At 42.0% G+C, this 17,051-nt stretch carries 25 protein-coding genes; 8 read left to right on the top strand and 17 right to left on the bottom strand.

Annotated elements, in window-relative coordinates; all coding sequences use genetic code 11:
• Nucleotides 1-304: 304 nt before the first annotated feature.
• The 7 genes from IQ244_RS26885 to IQ244_RS32755 all read right to left on the bottom strand — a co-directional run bounded on the left by IQ244_RS26885 (nt 305) and on the right by IQ244_RS32755 (nt 5,228).
• Entirely contained in the window at nt 305-1,876 is a 1,572-nt protein-coding gene (locus IQ244_RS26885; protein ID WP_193899705.1) for a hypothetical protein, read from the bottom strand.
• Nucleotides 1,877-2,072: 196 nt separating this feature from the next.
• Nucleotides 2,073-2,741, bottom strand: coding sequence for a hypothetical protein (locus IQ244_RS26880; protein ID WP_193899703.1), 669 nt, complete (start codon nt 2,739-2,741; stop codon nt 2,073-2,075).
• A gap of 2 nt (nt 2,742-2,743) precedes the next feature.
• Nucleotides 2,744-3,145: a hypothetical protein gene (locus IQ244_RS26875; RefSeq protein WP_193899701.1), complete on the bottom strand. Its 402-nt coding sequence runs from the start codon at nt 3,143-3,145 to the stop codon at nt 2,744-2,746.
• Nucleotides 3,094-3,606 (bottom strand): hypothetical protein, encoded by a 513-nt coding sequence (locus IQ244_RS26870; RefSeq protein WP_193899699.1) that lies wholly within the window; start codon nt 3,604-3,606, stop codon nt 3,094-3,096. Before IQ244_RS26870 ends, IQ244_RS26875 begins: the two co-directional genes overlap by 52 nt.
• The gene (locus IQ244_RS26865) at nt 3,572-4,096 is read right to left on the bottom strand and encodes a hypothetical protein (RefSeq protein WP_193899697.1); all 525 of its coding nucleotides are present in this window, start codon (nt 4,094-4,096) and stop codon (nt 3,572-3,574) included. The genes IQ244_RS26870 and IQ244_RS26865 overlap by 35 nt, the downstream gene beginning before the upstream one ends.
• Before the next feature lie 96 nt (nt 4,097-4,192).
• Nucleotides 4,193-4,831, bottom strand: a complete 639-nt coding sequence (locus tag IQ244_RS26860) for a hypothetical protein (RefSeq protein WP_228059186.1) — start codon at nt 4,829-4,831, stop codon at nt 4,193-4,195.
• Between the two features lie 97 nt (nt 4,832-4,928).
• Nucleotides 4,929-5,228, bottom strand: a complete 300-nt coding sequence (locus IQ244_RS32755; protein WP_228059185.1) for a hypothetical protein — start codon at nt 5,226-5,228, stop codon at nt 4,929-4,931.
• A 140-nt stretch (nt 5,229-5,368) separates the two neighbouring features.
• Between IQ244_RS32755 and IQ244_RS26855 the strand changes: the two genes are divergently transcribed.
• Complete coding sequence (locus tag IQ244_RS26855; RefSeq protein WP_193899693.1) at nt 5,369-5,638, top strand: hypothetical protein; 270 nt, start codon at nt 5,369-5,371, stop codon at nt 5,636-5,638.
• Nucleotides 5,639-5,937: 299 nt separating this feature from the next.
• On the opposite strand, the gene IQ244_RS26850 is transcribed toward IQ244_RS26855, so the two are convergent.
• A complete protein-coding gene (locus tag IQ244_RS26850) occupies nt 5,938-6,156 on the bottom strand; it encodes a hypothetical protein (RefSeq protein ID WP_193899691.1) in 219 nt (72 codons plus the stop codon).
• Nucleotides 6,157-6,472: 316 nt separating this feature from the next.
• On the opposite strand from IQ244_RS26850, the gene IQ244_RS26845 reads away from it, so the two are divergent.
• The 3 genes from IQ244_RS26845 to IQ244_RS26835 are packed head-to-tail and all read left to right on the top strand — an operon-like array spanning nt 6,473 to nt 7,494.
• Nucleotides 6,473-6,748 carry a hypothetical protein gene (locus tag IQ244_RS26845; RefSeq protein ID WP_193899689.1) on the top strand — a complete coding sequence of 92 codons (276 nt, stop codon included), beginning with the start codon at nt 6,473-6,475 and terminating at the stop codon, nt 6,746-6,748.
• Between the two features lie 39 nt (nt 6,749-6,787).
• The gene (locus IQ244_RS26840; protein ID WP_228059184.1) at nt 6,788-7,120 is read left to right on the top strand and encodes a DUF5674 family protein; all 333 of its coding nucleotides are present in this window, start codon (nt 6,788-6,790) and stop codon (nt 7,118-7,120) included.
• A complete protein-coding gene (locus IQ244_RS26835) occupies nt 7,117-7,494 on the top strand; it encodes a hypothetical protein (protein WP_193899687.1) in 378 nt (125 codons plus the stop codon). Before IQ244_RS26840 ends, IQ244_RS26835 begins: the two co-directional genes overlap by 4 nt.
• Nucleotides 7,495-7,547: 53 nt before the next feature.
• Here IQ244_RS26835 and IQ244_RS26830 read toward each other — a convergent pair whose 3' ends face one another.
• The 4 genes from IQ244_RS26830 to IQ244_RS26815 all read right to left on the bottom strand — a co-directional run bounded on the left by IQ244_RS26830 (nt 7,548) and on the right by IQ244_RS26815 (nt 9,723).
• On the bottom strand, nt 7,548-7,904 hold the full coding sequence (locus IQ244_RS26830) for a hypothetical protein (RefSeq protein ID WP_193899685.1): 357 nt from the start codon (nt 7,902-7,904) through the stop codon (nt 7,548-7,550).
• Nucleotides 7,905-7,962: 58 nt separating this feature from the next.
• Complete coding sequence (locus tag IQ244_RS26825) at nt 7,963-8,829, bottom strand: hypothetical protein (protein WP_193899683.1); 867 nt, start codon at nt 8,827-8,829, stop codon at nt 7,963-7,965.
• On the bottom strand, nt 8,829-9,098 hold the full coding sequence (locus IQ244_RS26820) for a hypothetical protein (protein ID WP_193899682.1): 270 nt from the start codon (nt 9,096-9,098) through the stop codon (nt 8,829-8,831). Before IQ244_RS26820 ends, IQ244_RS26825 begins: the two co-directional genes overlap by 1 nt.
• 253 nt (nt 9,099-9,351) lie before the next feature.
• On the bottom strand, nt 9,352-9,723 hold the full coding sequence (locus tag IQ244_RS26815; RefSeq protein WP_193899680.1) for a four helix bundle protein: 372 nt from the start codon (nt 9,721-9,723) through the stop codon (nt 9,352-9,354).
• Nucleotides 9,724-9,758: 35 nt separating this feature from the next.
• Between IQ244_RS26815 and IQ244_RS26810 the strand changes: the two genes are divergently transcribed.
• Nucleotides 9,759-10,355 (top strand): hypothetical protein, encoded by a 597-nt coding sequence (locus IQ244_RS26810; protein ID WP_228059183.1) that lies wholly within the window; start codon nt 9,759-9,761, stop codon nt 10,353-10,355.
• Nucleotides 10,356-10,524: 169 nt separating this feature from the next.
• On the opposite strand, the gene IQ244_RS26805 is transcribed toward IQ244_RS26810, so the two are convergent.
• The 5 genes from IQ244_RS26805 to IQ244_RS26785 all read right to left on the bottom strand — a co-directional run bounded on the left by IQ244_RS26805 (nt 10,525) and on the right by IQ244_RS26785 (nt 12,606).
• The gene (locus tag IQ244_RS26805) at nt 10,525-10,947 is read right to left on the bottom strand and encodes a type II toxin-antitoxin system VapC family toxin (RefSeq protein ID WP_190593368.1); all 423 of its coding nucleotides are present in this window, start codon (nt 10,945-10,947) and stop codon (nt 10,525-10,527) included.
• On the bottom strand, nt 10,944-11,165 hold the full coding sequence (locus IQ244_RS26800) for a hypothetical protein (RefSeq protein ID WP_193899678.1): 222 nt from the start codon (nt 11,163-11,165) through the stop codon (nt 10,944-10,946). The genes IQ244_RS26805 and IQ244_RS26800 overlap by 4 nt, the downstream gene beginning before the upstream one ends.
• A 45-nt stretch (nt 11,166-11,210) precedes the next feature.
• Nucleotides 11,211-11,600, bottom strand: coding sequence for a hypothetical protein (locus IQ244_RS26795; protein ID WP_228059182.1), 390 nt, complete (start codon nt 11,598-11,600; stop codon nt 11,211-11,213).
• A gap of 50 nt (nt 11,601-11,650) precedes the next feature.
• Nucleotides 11,651-11,956, bottom strand: coding sequence for a hypothetical protein (locus tag IQ244_RS26790; protein WP_193899676.1), 306 nt, complete (start codon nt 11,954-11,956; stop codon nt 11,651-11,653).
• Nucleotides 11,957-12,045: 89 nt separating this feature from the next.
• The gene (locus IQ244_RS26785; protein ID WP_193899674.1) at nt 12,046-12,606 is read right to left on the bottom strand and encodes a hypothetical protein; all 561 of its coding nucleotides are present in this window, start codon (nt 12,604-12,606) and stop codon (nt 12,046-12,048) included.
• A gap of 493 nt (nt 12,607-13,099) precedes the next feature.
• On the opposite strand from IQ244_RS26785, the gene IQ244_RS26780 reads away from it, so the two are divergent.
• The 3 genes from IQ244_RS26780 to IQ244_RS26770 all read left to right on the top strand — a co-directional run bounded on the left by IQ244_RS26780 (nt 13,100) and on the right by IQ244_RS26770 (nt 16,870).
• Nucleotides 13,100-13,426 carry a helix-turn-helix domain-containing protein gene (locus tag IQ244_RS26780; RefSeq protein ID WP_190676181.1) on the top strand — a complete coding sequence of 109 codons (327 nt, stop codon included), beginning with the start codon at nt 13,100-13,102 and terminating at the stop codon, nt 13,424-13,426.
• A gap of 189 nt (nt 13,427-13,615) precedes the next feature.
• The gene (locus tag IQ244_RS26775) at nt 13,616-15,283 is read left to right on the top strand and encodes a hypothetical protein (protein WP_193899672.1); all 1,668 of its coding nucleotides are present in this window, start codon (nt 13,616-13,618) and stop codon (nt 15,281-15,283) included.
• Between the two features lie 87 nt (nt 15,284-15,370).
• Nucleotides 15,371-16,870 carry a hypothetical protein gene (locus IQ244_RS26770; RefSeq protein WP_193899721.1) on the top strand — a complete coding sequence of 500 codons (1,500 nt, stop codon included), beginning with the start codon at nt 15,371-15,373 and terminating at the stop codon, nt 16,868-16,870.
• Nucleotides 16,871-17,051: the final 181 nt, after the last annotated feature.

The raw sequence follows: 17,051 nt of genomic DNA, 5'->3' as shown, positions 1-17,051 counted from the left end.
GACGATCATTTAATGTTGACTGCTGCTGGATTATGGAACTTCTACTTGATGGCAGCATAAAAATTACATCAAAAACCACAGGGATCAGAATTTCAACGCAACTCTCAGTTATTTCCCAACAACTCTATTGCTAATTCACTTATTTTTGTTTTCCAATGCACGGATTAAAAGTAATAACAATTTTCCGTAAGAAACCGTGAAACTCTTGCTGTAACTGGGTGTAGGGGTATGGGGTGTAGGGGAGAGAGTTGATTTATAAGTATTATTATTTGGTTTAAGTTCTTTCTCTTACACCCCTACACCCCTAATTTGGAATTGTTTCAAATCTGTAAGCCTGAAAACGCTTGTCTAATAAACCAGATTGCACAATGCCGTCGCCACGCCCTTGCAATGCAGTGACAGCTTCACCCCGGCGCATCAACACCATGCGACCACTAACAGCGTCAACACAACGGAATGCAATTCGACCTGGTAGGTTATCTCGTAAGTCTGGTGGTAATCCTTGAGGGTCTTCTTTCCCTCTCTTAGCCCCACGCTGTAAGCCAATCACCACATGAACTTTTAGCCCTCGTCCCCGCCGACCAACCTCACACAATTGCTGATCGTAAGTTTTGCGGAGTTTTTCATCTAGAGGAACAGTGCCTTTGTATTCATCAATGAAAAGTATCCAAGGCAGTTCTTGGGCTAATTCGGCCTTGGTCATTTTGTTCCGGCGATCGCACTCAGTGTAATACTCCCCGACAAACTCGAAAGTTTTGCCCATGTCGTTCATAGTGATGCTGGGGAATCTTTGAGCAAAGTCTTCGTAGTCGCTGACTTTACCGCCGCAGACCTCCACCCGCGCATCTTGCATGAGTAAACAGTAAGCCGCACAACGAAAGAAGTTGGATTTGCCGGAGCCAGTTGTCCCAACTACCAGTAATTGGGGAGTGTCTTCACTCGCCAGATCGATAACAACTTCACCATCCAAGGATTGACCCAGAACAACCTGGCGTTCTCCTGATTGCCAGTGCCTTGAGGGAAAATCGTAGTAAGTGCGTTGTTCTGGTTTTAATGGGACTTCGACGGCAATTTGCTCAGGCCCATAAATATAACAGGGAAAATCACTAGTAGTAACTCCGAGTGAAAGTTTAGCTGCGGCCTTAAATTTGGGAAGGGAATTAAAATCCTCCGTTTTCATGGAGAAAATTAGCCGTTCATAACTGGGTGCAGTGTCAACGCGGATGCAATTAGTTTGAAAACCCGCAACTTTTGCTGCTTTTTCTAAACTCTCGATTTTAGGGGATTGGGGTAAGGGTGTTGATGCTGTTATGGGAGTAGGAGCATTAGTAACTACTTCAGCATGAGCATTTTTAATTGCTTGTTGGGCTTGCAGTTCCAATTGCCGAGTATGAATTTGAGCTTGCAGTTTTGCTTGTTCTAATTGCATTTCAGCATCAGATGTAGCTAACAACACATTGCCCAAAGGTTCGCCATTTTGAATCATCCCCAACGCCATGCGACTAACAGCACCGTTCTGCCCTGTCAATGCCAGCACTTCACTAAATAGTGGGGCTGTTTGTTGCAGTAAATTAAGCTGTCTTTCGGTATCTTTGTCAGCTTCTTCATATTGACGTTTGCGTTCGGCGGCTGAAGAAAGATACTGCAATTGTTCAGTTGCTTGAGTATCCTTGAGAGCAGAAAGCATATCATCAACGCGCTCACAATCTTCATAGTGCTTCTGCAATTTTCTCAAAGATATGCCAGCATAACTAGCGAGTGAGATCGCGCACATATTAGATGGGATAAACAGATTCAAATTTTTGGGATTAGCTGTGAGAGATAAGCCTAAAGCAGTTAATCCAGCTACACCAATTTTTAACCAAAGAAATAACATCTGCACCACCCAAAGGTTAATCCAATAGCGATGACTTGTAACAGTTTTGACTCACTGCTTTTACCTTGAGAATAAGTGATGACTGCTGTTACCCCTATCACCAAAAAAGACCAAGGCAATAAACTAATTAGTTGAGCGAGTGCGCTAGAAATAGTAAATCCACATATCCAAATTAGTAATTTGCAAATTTCTGACATTATTGGGACTGTTTAATTCGTTGAGTAATACCTGGAGTGCCTGAATATCTAGCATTCCTAAGTTCTTGAAATCGAGTGACTAAATTACTAGTTTGTTCTTCATAAGGAGTAGGTTCTTTTTTGGTGGTTTCTTCGGTCAATTTCTGCTGCTTTTTAGCTTTACCTTCGGAATATTGAGAGGAAATCTTACCTAAGTTAATCCCCAAATCATCTTGAACACCAGCGATTTGTGAACGAGAATTACCAATTATCTGTCTAAATTTGGATTCTAAATTAGCTAAATTAGTAGATAAATTCTTCTCTAATTCGGCGTGTTGCACTCTAGCTTCAGCTACATTTTCACTTACCTCGGCTTGCTTCTCTTTGACTTTGTATAAAGCTTTGAGATAGCGACTAGTAGCTGTGGAGTATTCTGCCCAATTTTTAGCTTGAAATTCTGCACCCTTAGCTTTATCCAAAGCTTCGGCTACATCTTCTTCGCTTAAGTCACCAAAAACTTTGATGCTAACAGGCAACATATCAGCAATGCGTTGTGCATTTGCCCATACGCCCGATTCTAATCCGAAGTGAGAATCAGGCAATACAAGTGCTTTACTGACATCACCACTTAAATCAGACAGAGTTAACGCTCCATCTGTTGACGATTCTGATTTTGAATTTTTTACCATAACTACTTTACATCAATTAATGAATCACAAGGTTGATACTCTACAAACACATCATCTTGGAATGGAATCCACTCCCGATTTAGTGGACGAAAATAACGAGATGTACTCTCTAGCTTGACCTCTAAGTTAATCTCAGGAAAAATGAAAATGTTTTCTTTTTGGATTACCCTAGTCAATTCAGTATCAATACCAATTTTTAGCCCGAAATGTAAACTTATTCCAGATTTTTGATACTTCTGCCAATAATAAGAAAATTCATTCCTATCTAAAAAGTTGACATTAATTATCGGAACGCCATTCTCAAACAACAGAGCAAATATTCCTAAGTCGGGATAATGGATTTTGGCTATCCCTACATTGTTTTCGTAGCTCCAGTAGGCTCTGTGGAAGTAGGCTGTTTGCAAAATTTCTTCTCCAATTGTTTAATCAACATTTTGATTAGTGACTGCCACACCAATGACCATGCGTGATGGTTTTTTATCCTTCTTTGAGCCGCCGCAATATCAGCACTTGAGGGAATGATGTTGCCGTATTTCTCTAAGTTGTTAATTGCTTGTTGAAAGCTCACAACTTCATCCCCTGTTGGTGGCAAGTCGGGGGCGACGGCAGTTGCTAGTCGCCCCATTACCCCACTGAGTGTTGCCGATTCTGATTTAATCCTCTGTAACTCCTCGGACATCACCTCTATTGCTGCCAAGTTTGATTGCGCTATAGCTTGTTGGAAATCATAGAGTTGGGCTTCGATTTGGCGCTGCACTTCCTCACTGATCAGTTCAGTAATATTTGCTATTCCTCGCCCCTGTTTGACCGAATCAATGAAATCTAGTATTTCAGGCGATGCTGGGGATGCACTCGAATTGTCCATCTTCCAATTCCTTCCATTCCAAAGTAACGCCCATACGAGCTGCAAACGTGTTGATAGTTTCTTTCATTGTTTCAAATGGCAGGTAGTCACAACTGTCAAGAAGCTGTTCTAACTCCACATCAATAAAATGCTGTTGTGCTACTGCCTTTTCTTGGGCTTTTTGGTGCGCCATCTTTTCCCTAGCCCGTTGTTTACCTTCTTCACGGGCTTTTTTTATGGCTTCCATCTTTGCCAACTCAAGTGCTTCCGAGATTTGGCGCTCTTTATCGACATATTGCAGGATCACTTCTTTATCCTGTGTCAGCCTTTGAATGATTGCCATTCTCAAATCAAAATCAAAAGCAATCTCTAACTCTTCAAACGCTTGGGCAAATGCTTTGTCTTGATGGGTAATTTCTGACTTTCTTCGTTTGGTAATTGATTTTGTCTGTACCGTTGGTGCTGTTTCTACTGGCACTGTAGATACTGTCAATTCTGTTACTTTTCTCATACTCTCTCCTTGCTTAACAATAGTGGCAATATTCTCCGCCCAACACAAAATTAATTGTTGAGGCTAAAACGTTGTTAAATTTATCGAATAGTCGGATCATGCAATTCTCCTTTTTTGAGATGCTAAGTTTTTCCATTTCCGCAATTCTGAGGGGGAATAGTGTCTGCGCTGGCTAAACTCTCCCCACTTATACAATGTGCGTATCGAGACTTTATACCCATAAGCCGCCAGGTATTTGACTAAATCTTTGCCCAAACACCCCCTCATCTGCCATTGATGCCACATCTTGCCACTTGAAGCTGTTTCAAAACTCATCGCTCGACGTGACCAATCTTTCATCATTGTGTAAAGACGGTTCACCGAAGGGAACTTTTTTGTGGGATGGTCATGTCTCCAACAGGCCATATAGGTCAGTAAAGAGGCTTTTCCCTCTTCTACAAACCGTTCGTATTTGGCAATACCCAGAAATTGCTTCCATGCTGCCCAACAGTTTCTAGAAAGCTCCCGCCCCATAATTCGGTCGCAACACTTCTTGACTTCAGATAGTGCGATTTTTGGGGGTTCTTGCTTCACTTCATCTGCTACAAACGGTTCACCTGAATTTACTTGCTCACAGAATTTCTCTAGTACTTCATCAATTTTATATTCGTTGCTTTTGTGGAAGTCTCTCAAACTTCTATATGTCACCTTCCGCCCTGGGAAGTGCTTGCGTAACCATGCCAAACATAGCAGCATTTCGGACTGCTCCTGCGTGTATTTTCTTTTCGCCACAGGTTTTCCTTGCGGGTAATTCGCTCCCGCTAAATGCTCCCAGTCATACCATGTGCGATCACTAATTCTCTGCCCACGTATTTTCTGACAAATGTTTCTTAGGTTGATAGATTCGCTCATCCATTCTTCTAAAACTATCGGCATGATTCAAGCCTTGCAAAACTAAAGTGGCTGTCAAAATTGAGAGTGTAATTGCGATTATTGCTCCACAAAATTCTAACAATCCTGATGGATTTCTTTCTTCTATCTCTATAATTTCAGTCTTTCCGTCAAGAGATGTTTTTGTGTATTTTTCCTTTCTGTACACATTCCGCCACTCAGGTATATATAAATACTCTTTTTTATTCGATTGGTAATACACTCGCTCCTGATTCTGAAAAAAAAGTGCCTATTTTCCGGGCTTTTGAAATTGAAAAAGGGACACCCCACTCGCTAACCTTCTGCCGATTTCATACAGGACAAGTCTTTTGCTTATGTAGTATCTCAGTAACATGACGCTCTATGGATTTAGCAATGATTTTTTTAGGTTACTTATCAAAAATTCAGCAGAGTGAATGTAGTTTGTCATTAAAGGCAAAAAGCTTACAAATGTTTGCCTTGATAGTGTATGGGCTTGTAATTGCTCAAAAATCAGCAGGGCATTTTTTGGAGAGACTTAGTGTAAAACTGGTTTTAGCTGTACTGAGTCTCTATGTATTTTTTGCAGCATATTTAATCGAGCATTTACATCCACTCCATAGCTTTCAAATGTCTGCTCTAGCTCTTGCCTAGACATCTCTTTAAAATGAGATAGGCTGTTGATTCCGTGTTTTAGTCCTAGAAATGTCTGAATTTCTAGCACTCGTTTAATTTCCTCCCACGTAAATTTTGTTTTTTCAAATAAGCCCAAAGTTTTCAGATATTTATTTATCGTGTCCTTCGACTGAATCTTTAACAATTTTCGACATTGTGTTTTATTCAAATACTCCATTATTAAAGTCGAACCGTTGAACTATTCATATATAAAATATATGCCCAACTCAGCGTTAGGCACGGAAAAAATCGTGACAAATTCGTGACAAAAATTTCCGCTATTCCTCAAAAAAAATGGCGTAGTTAATTCTGCCTAATTGTTCCCATTCTTTATCTAACCTTTTCAAGCTCCAGCGCACATATTGAGGTGTGTTAGTGACCCAGTTCCGAATTGTGCGTGGATCTCTGTCGAAAAAAGTGGACAACAATCCTTTCAGCTTTTGTTCGGTTTCTGTGTTGTCACCTGCCCATTTGTTTAAGAAATCTAGGAGGTTCATATTTTTTGGCTCTCTCCTCTGTCTTATATTGCCTGATATTTATCAAGACAAAGCTCGTAAATTTGCTGCTCGGTGATTATATTAATAATACTGTACTAGTCTAGGAAATAGAAGTTAACTTAGAAATACTCCTTCTGTACAGTATTATTAAAACACAGAACTCAAGAGTCAGTATTTATAAGACAGTAGAACTACAAGTGCTATTAGTTTCGCCGGGAGCATAAAACCTGAATCAGCCACCAACGGTAATTGCTTCTTTCAATCTTTTTTGATTCTGACTCATGTATTCTACTTGTTAAACCATGATTTACTTTCTATGCCACGCTCTGGTTATCAAAATGTTTCACTCAAAAATGAAGTCCTGGCTTTACTGGATACTCTGCCCGGTAGCAGTAGACCAGAAAAATTAGAGCGCATGATTAGAAGTACCAATGATGCTTTGCTGCGAGTTGGTTCACTTCCCGATGAACCACCTGAAGCTGTCATCCAGTATGTACTTGACCAACTTCCTTCTTGGAACCAAAATTCTGTGTTGGAGTTAGCCATCGCTTTGCTCAAGCATTTGCAACTTGGGGAACAATTTCATGAATAGCTCGAAGTGGAAAGCATGAACTTGAGCGAGGATAACTGATTGATTTTACTGTTACGCTCACGCGCTACACCCGAACAATTTGAGCAAATGCTCGAAGAACACAAGTTTTACATCAAAACCGCAGTTGATATTGAGCGTCGAGTATTAGCTGGTGGTGGCGACCTGCACTATGACTGTGAACAGGCTTTACTTGATGATGGCAGCCGACAAGAAAATATTTGGGCAGCTAGTTTCATGCCACTAACTGGAAGAATGATTTTCGAGTCAATGGTCAATCTTCGTCCCCGTCAAAATCGGTCAATGGAGCTAATAGATCCTATCATTAGAGAAAAAGTAGCCCAAATTATGATCGAGTTCTTGGGAAATATATGATTGAAGTGACACCAGAACAACAACTTTTCATGCAAGATGATATTTCCACACGGTTACATCATTTAGCAGGTCACTTGTCACAAATTCAATCCTTGTGGACTGACAAATCATTATCCCAGGAAGCAATACTCGCTCTGATCAAGGAAAGTCGATACTTTCTTGAGTGGACTGTTCCTGACATGGTGCAAGCTGACGATATTGACCGAGCCTGTGAATTAGTTGATTTAGGTCGTTTGCTGACCCACTGGTTATTCCGTTGGGACGAAATATGCTCTGATGCCCAACAAAAACAATCTGCGGCTGTTGCAACTGGGGACTGGTTGCGTCGAGTTTTGGAAATAGCTGATACAGAACCAGAACCATTAAGTGCTTAATGATGTCGTTGATTAGTTAGGGCTGACTGAATTTCTCGTGATCATAACAAATATCACCCTCTACTCTTCTCTTTTTCCAAACACCCATTCAACAAAGCACTTCCTAAAACTCCCGAAATACAGACCAGCATTCCTCCCAAACAGATATTCTTTCGAGCTTGCCAGTTGTAGTGATTGATGATGCTAGAGCTAGAGTTAGCTCCAATAATTTCAAATCCCCAACAACCTAATGCACCAATCCCTAAAAATGCTGTGCTTAACAGGCAAACAATACCTACTGACAACAACGCATTCTCCATAAATTCTCTCGTCCTCGAACGTTTGATGCAGCTATATCGAATCACAATCTGTCTAGTTTCGTCGTACTTCGCTTGATATTCCTGGGTCAGTTTTGGATTGCGGTTGTTCATACTTGCTCCTGGGAAGAAAAAAATAAGACAGCTGTTGCTGTCTTATAAAAAACTAGAATTAGCGAGAGCTAACAGTTGCTCTTTGCCCCACAACATAATTCATCCATGCTTGAATAGCTTGGATTTCATCAGTCCCAGAGGCGATCGCTCCTAACACCTGCTGTTGATACGAACTGGTGGCATGATTTGAATCAACCTTGTCAGCAGCCCAAGCCAAACAAATGTCCCTCACCAGCTTATCGACCACAGCCACACTCAGTTGACTGGGAGCCGAAGCATCTTGAAACTGCAACCACTCTTTGACTAAATCAATAGGGTAATTTGTCAATGTGCGGATTTGTTTGATTCGCAAATCTTGGGGATGAATTGTATTGGTTTTCGTAGGCGCTGAAGAAGGTTGTTGTACAACGGGGCGATCTCGTTCATCCTCGTCTAAATCATATTTAGGACGGGTGAATAGTCTTGACTGAATTTGCTGTAATAGTCCTGCCCAGTCAGCGTTTGCATCCCAATCTCGGCGGATTTTGGTTTTGGTTAGAGCATCATATAATCCGCAGAACACGACGTTTTCCTCTCCAGGAGTAGCAACAATTGTTAGAGGTCTAGAGAAATCTTCTATAAGTGATGCAGTCAACAGAAATGATTTTGAAAAGTTAGTCTCGATCCCACTTCTGACGATATATAAATCATCTGCAAAGACAACAATATCTAATTTAATATTGTCTTTGCCTTTGAAATCTTTACCAGTCACTCTTAACTCACTCAAATAGCCTGTTAATGCTCTTTCGGCTACTGGAGTCTTTTTATCAAGACTAACATCATAGTTATACCAGCCATAAGCTTGTCCATCTATTTCTAATTTATTGACATACAGGTAAATAGGGAGTGGTGGATTACCTAAGCCTAGTTTGATTTCAGTGTTCATTAGAAGTTCTCCAGTTCATCAGTAGTATTGTTTTGTGCAGATTGTTTGTACATTCTGGCTTTATTCATTTGGTGGGATGAGGCTTTAATTAATGGCATTGCTGCTTTTTTAACAGATTCCTTGGCTTGTTCAAAAAGAAACTGTGTTGCTCCATCTGCGTCTTCTTCTGGGTCTATTTGACCCCACAGAGAACAGCCTACTTCTACTGATTCAAAATCACCTAGATTAAATTTTCGGTGATAAGTGACAGAGATTGTTTTGATTTCCATACAAATATAGTCAATCTTCTAATGATTTTCAGCGCAGCTATTTTTTAATAGATGAATTCTTTAAACTATCGATTATAATTAGTTATTATAGCTAATTCAAAGTGAGAAAAATCCGCCATCAAATTTAACTAAATAATAAATTATGTTTGACAATACGTGTAAACTGATTGCTGAATTATATTCTCCTGATTTTGCAACTTGGCTGTTAGGTAAACCCAACAACAATTCGCAATTCGCAATTCGCAGTTCGCAATTAATTGGGTTTGTTGATTTTGTTTTTGACTTTTCGAGTAGATGTAACTAAAATCTTTCCAACTTCTTTGGTTTCTTGAAGTAAGAGTTCAAACTTGTTTTTCTCAACCAACTCTGATTCTATTAATATTTCTAGCCAATACTCAGTTTCTCTCTCCTCTTTAAGTGCAATTTCTAACTTGCTCAAAAAGTCTTTATCAGATTGTGCAGACTGGGCTTCTCTAACGTTAGCCCCAATAGCTGTTCCACTTCGTAGTAATTGTTTTGACAATGTTCGACAAACTCCAGGTTTTTCATTTAAAAAAGTACAAACCTTAACTATTCTTATTGCTAAAGCTTTTGTTCTATCAGTGATACTAATATTTTGATTCATGCCTTAACTCCTAATTAATAATTGCAAATTGCGAATTGCGAATTGCGAATTGTTCTGATATGCCTTTTCGGATGGCTGATTATTACTTGCGGATATATCGTCGCTATCCAAATAAACAAATACACCAAGTAGTAATTTATTTGGATAAAACCTCGTCTGAGAAAGTGTATCAAACCACATTTACAACAGCAAAGATGCGACATGAGTTTTCTGTAATTCGTTTGTGGGAACAACCACCAGAAATATTTCTGAGAACTCCAGGACTGTTGCCCTTTGCTGTATTAAGTGCAACCGAAAATAAAGCTAGTACACTACAACAAGTCGCGGCGGCTGTTGATAAAATTGATGAAAGACGGACACAAAGTAATATTTCTGCTGCTGCTGCAATCTTGGCTGGGCTAGTATTAGATCAAGAAGTGATTGGGCGTTTATTCAGGAGAGATATCATGAGCGAATCAGTTATTTACCAAATGATTCAAAATGAAGCTGAAGAACAAGGACGTAACAAAAAAGCCCGTGAAATTGCAGCTAATATGCTGGTAGAGGGTATGAGTATTGACCTAATTACTCGACTAACAGGCTTACCCCCAGAAGTAGTACAACAGTTACAGCAGCAGCAAACCAATGATTAGCTTAGGGTAATTGCTCCTGAGCTACACTCACCTCAACAAATATTCCAATACTGACTACCCCACCAAATATCTCACCACCTGCGGATCTATCGCCGCAATCCAATGCTTGATGGACTGCGGAGGATTCTTGAAAAACTGCTTCAAATCTCGGCTTTTGATTGGGTAATAACTAACCAGACCAAGGGTTAAAGATGACAACCCCTGTTCCGGCGAAATCATTTTCGTTCCGAGTTACTAATGTTAGAGAATATTGCAGGACTATGGCAGCAATTAAAGAATCCATTACAGGTAGAGGTCGCCCCAAAAGTTCTAGTTGTCCGACTAAGTTTCCCCATAACATCATCGTTGAGACATCAACGCTTAAAATTCTTTGTTCAAAGCGATGAGGTAAGGTTACATTTAACCAAGTCAAGAGAGAATCTTTACGCTTAGATGTAGGAAGTTTACTGATACCTTTAGCAATTTCACCAATTGTAATTACACTCAGGTAAAGTGTTTCTGGCTCTTGAGCATCTAACCAGTCTAAAACTTTTTGATTTGGTTGTTTGACAACCAGTTCCGAAATTAGGCAGGTATCAAGAAGGTAAGTCATGGCGTAAAGGCATCATGTGTCAGGCTGCGATCTCTGCTCAGGTCAAGTTCTTCACCCACTTCAGCCAAGGGGGATTGACGAAAAAATTGGGAGAGTTTGGTTGGTTGTTCTTTTTGAGTATCCTGTATTGTGAGACTTTGGGCTAGGAGTTGAATAATATACAGTTTCTCATTCTGGTCAAGTTGAAGCAGTTGTTGTTCAAGTTCTCTTAGCAGCATAATAGGGTTAAGCGGAGGATAATTTTATTTTACTTTCACAGTCGATTAACCCACCAAATACCTAATAACTTGTGGATCTATTTGGGAAATCCGCGTTCTAATTGACTGCGGAGGGTTCTTGAAAAACCGTTTCAAATCTCGACTTTTGACTTGGTAACAATGGACAGAACGTTTTTTTGCTTTCAGCCAACCCTGCTTCACCCAATTCCTCACGGTATTTGAATGCAAACGAAGGTTTTTAGCAATCTCACGACAACTGTAGTTATCTAAAGTAGGTCGTGCAGAGTATCCCAAAGATTGTAATTTTGATTTCACTGCTGATACTGTCCGATAATAACCTCTTCTTTTGAGCCGAAAAGCTATTTGCTCTGGAGTGTACATTTCTGCCATCTCATGAAGGGTCGCTAGTTCATCCTCAGCCCATCTGATGCTCATGATTTAATCTCCAAATTTTTATGATTGTGTGGCGACTTTTTGATTTCTGTTTACGCTGCAAGGTTTTCGTCAGTTACTCTGGTCATACTTGCAGCCGAATCATCAAGTGCCACTGCTGCGTTTAAGGGTTTGGCATACTGTTTTTCGTCTATCTCGTTTGTCCAATGGGCGATGTGCTGGAAAACTAAACCCAGCATTGATTCACCCTTGTAAACGCGGTAGATTTTCGGGCGAAATCCGTTGCAGTAAACCAGCGTGTAACCTGAAACTTCGATGACCTCTGCGTTTGGATGATTCGGGGGTAAAAGTATCGGTTCGCAGCACTCACTCCAATCTGGATCTTCAAAGAATGACATAGCTGTTTCGTGCCATGATTTTTCTATCGTTTTCGTTGTAATGGCGATCGCTGTTGAGTGAACAGCAATCGCCTTTTCTACTGTTGGCGTTATGCTGCTACTGCTTGTCTAACCCCTAATAGTGCGATCGCCGCATCAATATCGATAGCCGTGCGACTGCCGCCCAACTGACTGCACCTGCTGTACCATTTGCCTTCAAGGTTATACCCAACAAACCCTACACGCTGACGATTCAGGTATAGTGTGGTGCTGAAAGAGAGCCAGTCAATGTCTCCGTGAGTTAAACCGTATTTTTGACAAGCTGTTTCTAGTTCATCGCTCAGGCGATCGTTGCGTTCTCTTGGTGTTTCGGGTAGGGTTGCTTTAACTTCTGTAACTCTTTTGGAAAACCAGTTGCGGTCGAAGGGTAGCCGTCCGCCATTCACCAATTGCACCCAAACAGTGATTCCGGCTTCTATCCAGAGCGTACGGATTGATTCTGGCTCTACTTCGATAATCTCGGCAATGATGCGGCGGTCACGAGATGTTAGCGGATCGGTAGTTTGGGTTGCTTCTTTGGCTTGTGCTTCGAGGTGGTTGTAAAATTCTGCCTGTGCTGTGGTTTGCTCATCAACACAATATTCTTGCTGTGTATGAGTTATGTGCGTCATAATAGAATCTCCATTCACTTGGATAAAGGGCGATCGCTTTGTTTACCAGACAGGGGCGATCGCCTTTGACTTTTTACAAACTAACGTTGTGGTTTAGCACAACGCACTCATCAAAATTTGGCGTAGCCGTATTAAAACTCAAACCCAGTGGTATTTGAGTTTTACCAAGACAGACACAGATGGTTGCAGAAGCTCAACTATTGATGGCTCTTGTTTGTGGTGGATGTCTTGGTTGTAATGAAATTTTCAAGGTTCAAGGAGCTATGGTTGCAAACTCTTTAGCTGTTTAATTGCTGGTAATTTGCTTTGCTCTATACCCTTAATGTTAGTACCCCTATTGGTAGTAGTCAATAAGGTAGTAGTTGCTTTCTGATAGAGATTTGTAATACTACTATTGGTTGTACATAAGCTTTTTAAATACCAATAGGTGTAAGCCCTATGTGTTTACAACCATTGGTAGTACCCCTTATAATAGGAGCATTATTTGGAGAGGATGATTGTGTTTATTGCATTAAAAAAATTGAGAGAGGCTGCTGGCCTTTCTCAAAACGACCTAGCTAGAAAAACTGGGTATAGTCCTCAGTTCATCCAAAAAATTGAACAAAATAAGGTTAAGTCCCTAACCTTAGAAGCGGCAGCCAGATTTTGTGAAGCTCTTGATTGCAAGCCTGGAGACTTACTTGAGGAGGGTGAGCCACCAAAGAAATTAGCAATTGACAAAGGGATTGCTTTAAATCCTCCTTTAGCAAAAGACGGATCTCACAGTAACAAGAGAATATCGGACAAAACTTCTGAACTTGATCTACTCAAAGCAGCCTAAAAATTGAGAGCGACCGCCGCCGACCAAGCTATGCGATCGCCTACTCAGATTGTTGGACAACAAAGTGAGCTTATTATAATGCTGACATATTTTTGGTGTAACCCAAAGATCAGTGTGAGTGTTCACTTTGGTTAAATTGCATTTTCTGTCTGTTTTCTTTCGTGCATTTACCAATAGTGGGCAATAATTATGCTGACACTAGACCGCGAAAAAACATCAGCACCCAGCTATAGCATTCTCAACGACGGCATAAAAGAAACTTTCACCGCCATTGACCGTTTTGAATGGCAAGCAGTTGATGAAATTCTCGAAATGCGAGATCAACAACTGTATCGTGAAGCTGGCTACAAGTCTTTTGAGGAATACTGCCAAGCTGAGTTATCTGCCTGGGGTGGCTACCGACGAATCAACCAACTGCTAGGGGCGAAGAAAGTCAGGGACACAGCCGATGAATTGGGCGAACACATCAAGAATGAGCGTCAAGCCCGTTCATTGCTGCGTTTGGCCAAGGAACCACAAAAGCTGAAACAGGCTGTCGCGATCGCACTGGAGCAAAATCCTTCACCCAGCGAATCGGACTTTGCAGCTGCGGCTCAAAAAGTGGTTCCTCGGCTACCACGCCAGAAAGCTCAGGAACCAATGGTTCCTAAAATTGAAGAACCATTGGTTCCGCAACCTGCCACAGTCACGGTTACATCACCAACTCATCCAAGATACAGAGAATCAGGAACCATAGAAGCAGACGCACCGAACAACTGGCAGCAGATTGTTACGTTTGCTGATGGTGAGAGAGAACTGGTCAATAATTCAGACTTGGCTCCTTTTAGTAATGACGTAACGGAGTCATCTACTATTGGGCGAATTTACCCCAAAGAATATTCTGAAGCGATCACACAACTCAAACAACAGCACCAGCAGGAATTGGAACGCCTAGAGCAGGACTTGAGAATTGGCTTAATGTCAGAGGCTACAGCCACAGCCGAACAACAAGTACAAGAACAACTGACTGCTTTACAAAACCTGTTTCAGCAACAAAAGGAAGAAAACATCAAGTTACAGCATCAGCTGTTTGAGTTGGAAGGATTGAGGCAGTTAGAGCTTCAGAACCAACGGTTACAAAAGCGTATTCAGGAATTGGAATGTGCTGTAGAAGAACGCTCTGCTCAGGAATGGGGTAATACTCTCACCAAGCAAGCAGCCAAAGCTTTGAACCGGGAAGTTAAACGATCGCTAGAACAAACTATTGATTTGCGATCGCTGGCTGAAGAACCACCAAAAGAAAATGCACAGGAATGTCTCAGGCTCATGGGTATAGCTTTGGGGAATCTGGCTACAGCCATAAACAGCACTCAAGCCCTGCAAGCAGCTGCAATCATCCTCGGCAGTGAACCAACACAAAGCGCGATCGCATATCGAGCCGAGCAATTGCAATTACTTCCACAGGCAGTTAACGACATCCGGGCGGTGTTGTCCAAACCTGGATGTAGCTGGTGGGACTATCTGGAAGTGGCTCAAGAATACGAGGTTATCAAAGCCGACTACTGGGCAGAACTGACCACTGAAGAAACAGAACTAATCACCGCTTTGGAGAAAGCCGAATCTTTGCAAATTACGGAACCAATGGTTCCTGAAGAAACCACTGCCGAGTCTGGTTTTTCTGATGGCGAAGTGATTGAGCTTGGGTCTATTGTTGCCCATGCCGACATTTATTGCGCTTTGTACAACGCCAAAGGGGAAGTCATCGAAGACATGGGAGACGAAGTTTGGGTGGCGTGGCAGCATTGGCAAGACAAGCCCAAAAAGACTGACCGCTATTTCAAATATGAACTGCGGTTCTGGCAGAGTAACGACAAGTAAATAAAATTCGCACCCTTATAAAAAAAGCTGAATGCGGCATTGCAACTATGTCGCCCATCTTGTCATGTTTAAATTTAGGAAAGAATTATGACCACAGCATTAAAGGCAATCAAAGGTGGCCAAAATAAAGGCAACCACAAACAACCCACAGAAGAAAAACCAGTTCGACCCCACTGCAAAATCTCAATTGAGGATATCAACTGGGTGAGGCAGCAACCGCCTTGTGTGCAGCAGCTATGGTTAGACTCGGTTGCAGCAGAACAATTTGGTGGGTCTGCTCACAAATTGGATACCAATCTCACCTACAAGTCATTGCAAAAGGCGGGTGCAGCGTTGACGGCTCAAGGTTTATTTCAATTTGAGGAAGTGTTTGGTCGATTGCCCTCTGGCAGACCTGGGTTGATTGGCTATCGGGTTCGCAACTTACACGGGTATTACAATCGCTTCTACTGGGAATCGTCCACGTCCGGCGAAACCAATTCTTGTGACGAGAAAGCCGTCCATGCCGGGAAGGAAATCAACCACGCCGAAGCGAACCAAAACCAACCCGAAGTGAAACAAATCCACGCTGATTTGGATCATTTCCAAAAGAATGGTCAAAAAACCCAGGATTTGCAAGGCTTCCAGAAACCTAACAACGTTTCTAACTATTCTTTAACTACCTACCAACAACCAACTAAGGTTGTTGGTAAGGTAGTTAGTTCTTCCACGCCAAACGAAAATTTGCATGGTGATGAGACGGCGATCGCATCCTTGAGGGATGCGTCGCCTCAAACCCTTAAAAGCGTGGAAGAAGAGAAAGAAGAGTTACCTGCGGTAACGGACTGCACGACGCTGACGCTTGTGGATGATGTGCCGAGTCAATCCGCTTCGTTGATAGAAAAGAATCAGGATTTGGGTGATGAGCAGGAAATCAGTCATGAGGACAATTTCTCCGCCGCCCCTGCCAATTCAAATTTAGAAAACCTCAGTCAGCACCAAGACCAAGCTCAACAAAGTCAATCCACTTCGTTGTTAGTTGAGAAGCAAGAATTGGGTGATGATGTGATCACTCCTCATGAAGACAATTTTTCCGCCGCGCCCGTTGCTGTAAATTCGGAAAATCCTAGTCACCCCCAAAACCAAGCTCAACCGAGCCTGTCTGCTTCTCTTCGAGACGCTACGCGAACGTTGGTAGAAAAGAAGCAGGAATTGGGTGATGATACGTTCCCCGAAGGGGTTGCCGCAGGCATCGCCTCTCATGAAGACACGCTTTCCGCCGCCCCTGCCGTTCCAAAAAACAGCCATTCCACCTCGTCCTCTCAGGAACCAAAAGCCCATAGTGAAGGCGTTTGTGCTGTGACGGCTGACTCCGATCCTGAAAAGTGGTCTTATGAGGCTGTTGTTGAGAGATCAAGAGTGCGACCCTGGCGGATGGAAAAGCTCAAGATGGCGGAACAATGGCGCGAAAATCCTGGGGATGATTTCTTGATGGAATGTTGGGCGGATGATCCTGCTTTGAGGATTGTCATCAAGAAACTGGTGGCGAAGTGTCCGCAGTGGGGGTTGGTGGCGGCGGATGGGGTGCTGGTGAAGTGGAATGACTAGCAGAGCTTGTTTGGACTGGTTAAATACCTCATATTTAACCCTGTTTTGTCACTCTCGTAGTAGTATAATAAGGCATAAATGCTAGAACCGAGACACAGAGTATGGTATAGCCCCGTCCATCCGCACCAGAGCGGCTGCATCATGTCAACAAGACGAGTCTATTCTCAATAGACTCAAAAAT

Origin of the sequence: Nostoc sp. LEGE 06077, assembly GCF_015207705.1 — a bacterium.
GTDB lineage: Bacteria > Cyanobacteriota > Cyanobacteriia > Cyanobacteriales > Nostocaceae > Nostoc_B.
This window is presented reverse-complemented; position numbering and strand designations above follow the sequence as displayed.

Coding starts and splice junctions, on each gene's coding strand:
- IQ244_RS26820 (WP_193899682.1), bottom strand. CDS start 9,098: ATGGAAATCAAAACAATCTCTGTCACTTATCACCGAAAATTTAATCTA.
- IQ244_RS26805 (WP_190593368.1), bottom strand. CDS start 10,947: ATGACTTACCTTCTTGATACCTGCCTAATTTCGGAACTGGTTGTCAAA.
- IQ244_RS26870 (WP_193899699.1), bottom strand. CDS start 3,606: ATGGACAATTCGAGTGCATCCCCAGCATCGCCTGAAATACTAGATTTC.
- IQ244_RS26825 (WP_193899683.1), bottom strand. CDS start 8,829: ATGAACACTGAAATCAAACTAGGCTTAGGTAATCCACCACTCCCTATT.
- IQ244_RS26835 (WP_193899687.1), top strand. CDS start 7,117: ATGATTGAAGTGACACCAGAACAACAACTTTTCATGCAAGATGATATT.
- IQ244_RS26770 (WP_193899721.1), top strand. CDS start 15,371: ATGACCACAGCATTAAAGGCAATCAAAGGTGGCCAAAATAAAGGCAAC.
- IQ244_RS26860 (WP_228059186.1), bottom strand. CDS start 4,831: ATGCTGCTATGTTTGGCATGGTTACGCAAGCACTTCCCAGGGCGGAAG.
- IQ244_RS26850 (WP_193899691.1), bottom strand. CDS start 6,156: ATGAACCTCCTAGATTTCTTAAACAAATGGGCAGGTGACAACACAGAA.
- IQ244_RS26830 (WP_193899685.1), bottom strand. CDS start 7,904: ATGAACAACCGCAATCCAAAACTGACCCAGGAATATCAAGCGAAGTAC.
- IQ244_RS26780 (WP_190676181.1), top strand. CDS start 13,100: ATGATTGTGTTTATTGCATTAAAAAAATTGAGAGAGGCTGCTGGCCTT.
- IQ244_RS26790 (WP_193899676.1), bottom strand. CDS start 11,956: ATGTCATTCTTTGAAGATCCAGATTGGAGTGAGTGCTGCGAACCGATA.
- IQ244_RS26815 (WP_193899680.1), bottom strand. CDS start 9,723: ATGAATCAAAATATTAGTATCACTGATAGAACAAAAGCTTTAGCAATA.
- IQ244_RS26785 (WP_193899674.1), bottom strand. CDS start 12,606: ATGACGCACATAACTCATACACAGCAAGAATATTGTGTTGATGAGCAA.
- IQ244_RS26845 (WP_193899689.1), top strand. CDS start 6,473: ATGCCACGCTCTGGTTATCAAAATGTTTCACTCAAAAATGAAGTCCTG.
- IQ244_RS26795 (WP_228059182.1), bottom strand. CDS start 11,600: ATGAGCATCAGATGGGCTGAGGATGAACTAGCGACCCTTCATGAGATG.
- IQ244_RS26865 (WP_193899697.1), bottom strand. CDS start 4,096: ATGAGAAAAGTAACAGAATTGACAGTATCTACAGTGCCAGTAGAAACA.
- IQ244_RS26800 (WP_193899678.1), bottom strand. CDS start 11,165: ATGCTGCTAAGAGAACTTGAACAACAACTGCTTCAACTTGACCAGAAT.
- IQ244_RS26880 (WP_193899703.1), bottom strand. CDS start 2,741: ATGGTAAAAAATTCAAAATCAGAATCGTCAACAGATGGAGCGTTAACT.
- IQ244_RS26775 (WP_193899672.1), top strand. CDS start 13,616: ATGCTGACACTAGACCGCGAAAAAACATCAGCACCCAGCTATAGCATT.
- IQ244_RS26885 (WP_193899705.1), bottom strand. CDS start 1,876: ATGTTATTTCTTTGGTTAAAAATTGGTGTAGCTGGATTAACTGCTTTA.
- IQ244_RS26855 (WP_193899693.1), top strand. CDS start 5,369: ATGGATTTAGCAATGATTTTTTTAGGTTACTTATCAAAAATTCAGCAG.